Annotated in this window: 3 protein-coding genes; all 3 read right to left on the reverse strand. The window is 35.2% G+C overall.

The genetic code is table 11. From position 1 onward, the window contains the following. Window positions 1–162: 162 nt before the first annotated feature. Genes asnB through J0M08_14190 form a run of 3 tightly spaced genes read right to left on the reverse strand, consistent with a single transcriptional unit; the run spans window position 163 to window position 3,972 of the window. Window positions 163–2,034: an asparagine synthase (glutamine-hydrolyzing) gene (gene asnB / locus J0M08_14180; GenBank protein ID MBN8704204.1), complete on the reverse strand. Its 1,872-nt coding sequence runs from the start codon at window positions 2,032–2,034 to the stop codon at window positions 163–165. 15 nt (window positions 2,035–2,049) lie between these two features. Then, window positions 2,050–2,712 (reverse strand): peptide-methionine (S)-S-oxide reductase MsrA, encoded by a 663-nt coding sequence (gene msrA, locus J0M08_14185; protein ID MBN8704205.1) that lies wholly within the window; start codon window positions 2,710–2,712, stop codon window positions 2,050–2,052. Next, window positions 2,713–3,972 carry a T9SS type A sorting domain-containing protein gene (locus J0M08_14190; GenBank protein MBN8704206.1) on the reverse strand — a complete coding sequence of 420 codons (1,260 nt, stop codon included), beginning with the start codon at window positions 3,970–3,972 and terminating at the stop codon, window positions 2,713–2,715. It lies immediately after the preceding gene. Between the last annotated feature and the right edge of the window lie 291 nt (window positions 3,973–4,263).

The raw sequence follows: 4,263 nt of genomic DNA on the forward strand, positions 1-4,263 counted from the left end.
ATCATGGCAAGAATTTGCTGTTCGGAGAATTGTGTTTTTTTCATTGTTGTTACCATTTAAAGTTAAATTTAAAAAACTGAACGCGCAGCTGTAGCTGCTTGTCGATTTTCTATTTTTAATTGGCTCATAAAACAGGGGAGCTTACAGTTGTTGGGTAACTTTTTATTGTAGTATATTTTTTTTCCACCAATGCTGAAACACAATAATAGCCCATGTTTTGGCTACCGCATCGTTTGGATTGGAAGAAAAAATTTCTTCTTGGAGCGAATGAATATAGGTACTCGTAAACAAATCCTGAGATTCAATCAACTCTTTATTAAAACATTCGTTTGTAATATGGCTTTTCAGTTCGGTCTGAAACCATTTAAGCAAGGGCACTTCAAAGCCATGTTTTTTTCTGTTGAAAATTTCTGGTTGTAAATCTCCGTAAAATGCATCTTTTAAAATGCGTTTTCTGTTACCCTCCATAATTTTATACTCAACAGGCAGTGTGAATGCAAAATCAACCAATGTGTGCGATAGAAATGGAACACGAACTTCTAACGAGTTTGCCATACTCATTCTATCTGCCTTTACCAGCATGTCGTTTTCCAAAACTAGCTTAGTGTCTGTTAGTAGAAACGAATTAAAATCAGCAGAAATATTCTGTAAGTACGCGTTTTTTATTTCAGAATAATCTGAATTGTGTTGTAAGCAATGGTTAATCTCTAATTCATTACTAAAACCTGCCCACTGCCAATAGCGCTCTTGCATGCTCAGTTGCAGTCCGCTGCTGTATTTATAGGCTTGTCTTATCCTATTTGTAAACGATCCATTTCTACTTTTGGGTAAAGTACGTAAAAGAGGATTTAAGTTTTTTATAACTCCATTAATAAAATTATTCTTTCTAGATTTTAATTCTGCTTCGTGCTTGTTGTAGCCACCAAAAATTTCATCTGCCCCATCTCCAGACAAGGAAACTTTAACACTAGCCCTGGTTTTTTTTGTAAGCATATACACCGCTAGCGCTGATGAATCGGCAAAGGGCTCGTCAATCGAATCTAAAAAACTATGTAAGTTTTCGAATAAATCATTGTTCGATAGCGAGAAAACGGTATGATTTGTTTTGTATTGTTTGGCAACTAAGTTTGCAAATTCTGTTTCATCAAAATAAGGTTCGTCTTTATATCCAACAGAAAACGTACTTAGATTTTTTATTTTTTTTGCTGCACATGCTGTAATTATTGACGAATCAATACCACCACTTAAAAAAGTTCCGAGTGGGACATCAGAAACTAAGCGGTCTTCAACAGATTGTTCTACAAGCGCTCTCAGTTTTTTTACAGCATCTGAATAGTTTAATGCAGTGCTATAGTTTATTTCCGGTTTGTAATATTCGCGAATACTAATTGTTGCATCTGCTTCTATTTTAATAAAACAGCCTGGCTTTAGCTTATGTACATTCTCAATAATACTTAGTGGAGACGGTATGTAGTTTAAATGCAGATAGGTTTTAAGCGCAACTTGATTTATTTTTTTTTCGATTCCATATTCCAATAAAGCGCGTAATTCCGAGGCAAAGGCAAAGTAATTTTTGTTGTAAAAATAGTACAGCGGTTTAATGCCAAATCGGTCTCGTGCAATGAATAACTCGTTTTTCGATTTGTTATAAATGCAAAACGAAAACTCCCCATCTAAATCTGCCAAACAGTCGGCACCTTTTTCTATAAATAAATAGAGCAAAACCTCCGTGTCTGAATTCGATTCAAATTGGCAGCCCTTTTGTTCAAGCTGTATTTTTAATTTTTTATAGTTGAAAATTTCTCCATTAAAAATGATAGTGAAATTTCCGGTAGCATCGGTCATTGGCTGTGTGCCATGTTCCGATACATCAATAATAGAAAGCCTTGCGTGTCCGAGTGCTACAGAATTGTAAATAGTGCACTTTTGACCATCCGGACCTCTGTGTTTTAGTTTATAGTTCGAGTTGTTTACCTTATTTAAAAGAAAGTTATACTCCGAGTTAAATACACTTACGCCTGTAAATCCGCACATATTGTTGAAGTAAAACTATTTTTTTAGTTTGTCTTTAAAAACTTTTTTAAATTTTTCAACCTTAGGTTGCACTACAAATTTACAATAAGATTCCTCTCCATTTTGATTAAAATAGTTTTGGTGATAATCTTCTGCTTTATAAAAATTGGTAAAGGCAACTATCTCTGTAACAATAGGAGCATCAAAGGCTCCGGAAGCATCAAGCTCTTTTTTATATTTTTCGGCTATTTCTTTTTGCGAATTTGAATGATAAAAAATTGAGGAACGGTATTGTGTGCCTACATCGTTTCCTTGTCTGTTAAGGGTTGTAGGGTCGTGCACTTTCCAAAATACTTCTAGTATTTCGGGAAATGAAATCACAGATGTATCGTAGGTTAATTGGCATACTTCTGCATGACCCGTAGTGCCGTTGCAGACTTCTTTATAGCTAGGGTTTTTTATACTACCCCCGGAATAGCCCGAAACGACTGATTGTACGCCATTTAATTGTTGGAAAACGGCTTCTACACACCAAAAACATCCTGCTCCAAGAGTTATTGTGTCAAAAGTAGAACTTGTTGAGTTCATGGGCTCTGATTTTGTATTGTTGTTATTGGTTTTTAGTGCACAGCCTAAAAATAGATAGGAGATAGTACTTATGAATAAAGCAAAAGAAAGGTTGCGTGATAAATTTTTCATCTACTTGATTACTTGTAGCTTTTTATTCACAACACCTAAATTTGTTTTTGCTTTAATGATATAATTGCCAGATGGAATTTGGTTAAGCGATATGTTGAACTCATCAGTAAAATTATCTTCGATAGGAGTTTCGTAAACTAAAGCCCCAAGCATTGAATAGATAGAAATGTTTTCAAGTTGAATGGGGGAAGCATTTTTTTCAATTACAATATTTTCTGAGGCAGGGTTTGGGTAAGTACTAATTGTTAATGCAAGAAACTCCTCCGTTTCTGTGCTAGTAAGTGGAGAGCATCCATTGGATGTTTTTAATAACGCTCTTGCACCATTTATAGCCGCCTGCATTCTTGTTTTTTGGCCTTTGGTAAACATATACAATGATTTGTCATTGCTGTAGTCCATGTAGTTCATGTACATAACTCCCGGAGAAGTTGTTGTACATGCATCAAGTCTGGGAAAAGTAGGATTTCCTGCACTAGAACCCGCTTGATTTGGGGTGTCGGCAACATTATCAGTACCACTGCACGCGCTACCATCGTCTCCCCAAATATGTCTTAGATTCAAGTAGTGTCCTATTTCGTGAGAAGCGGTTCGTCCCATATTGTATACATTGGTGGTAGAAGTAAATGTTCCAAAATACCTATAGTCAATCACAACCCCATCGTCTGCACTTGAAGCTACTCCTGGAGGGTAGGCAAATCCAAGTGGATTTCCACCATTTATATCACAAACCCAAATATTTAAATATCTGCTCGTGTTCCATGCATCTAATCCACCGTTTGAAGCATCGTAGTAATTTCCGGCATAACCTATTCCAGATACAAAAACTTGCTTGCGCTCAACTCCATTAGTAGGTTGATTTGTAGGAGTTCGTTGTGCCAAGCAAAATTGAAATTCGCAATCAGCAGCCAAACTTTTAAATGCAGCAGGAATCTTTGTGGTGTCTGAATTTAATTTTCTAAAATCTTTATTTAAAACATTAATTTGTGATTGAATTAATGATAATGATACATTTTGCGTGGTGTTTTGATACAACACATGCACAACTACAGGAATAGTAATAACTGCAGATGTTTTGTTTTGCCCTTCCGATAATTCGTATTGCTGAGTAAATTCTTCTAACGCATCTATGTTTTTCTGTAATTCGGGATTTTGTTGGAGTTTTTGTTCAACCATTTCTGCGGTGTAGCAGTGTGAATCGTTCTGAGCTTTTGTTAAATATCCCACAGCTAAAAACAGTCCAAGAAGTAATGTCTTTTTCATAAATTAATCCTTTAATAAAATATCCATTTTATACAATAATGGGGGGATAATTACAAGTCAAATAATAATTCAATATTATAGCACCTTAAGATAAGACAAACATCTCTAAAAATCAATACTTGATAAAGGATAGTTACTAACTAGTAATAAACATTCAATTCAATTGTAACGTCCTAAAATAAGTTGACGGATTTTAAATAATCCCGATTGCCTCAGGTGATCGGGATTTTTTCTTATGTACTTCATCAGGCGTTTTCATTTTTAATGCTAGATGAGGTCTTAATTTGTTAT

It is taken from the genome of Bacteroidota bacterium (genome assembly GCA_017303975.1).
Taxonomy (GTDB): Bacteria; Bacteroidota; Bacteroidia; order JAFLBG01; family JAFLBG01; genus JAFLBG01.

Excerpts from the sequence above, each read along its gene's own strand:
- asnB (MBN8704204.1), bottom strand. The coding sequence starts at position 2,034 with ATGTGCGGATTTACAGGCGTAAGTGTATTTAACTCGGAGTATAACTTT.
- msrA (MBN8704205.1), bottom strand. The coding sequence starts at position 2,712 with ATGAAAAATTTATCACGCAACCTTTCTTTTGCTTTATTCATAAGTACT.
- J0M08_14190 (MBN8704206.1), bottom strand. The coding sequence starts at position 3,972 with ATGAAAAAGACATTACTTCTTGGACTGTTTTTAGCTGTGGGATATTTA.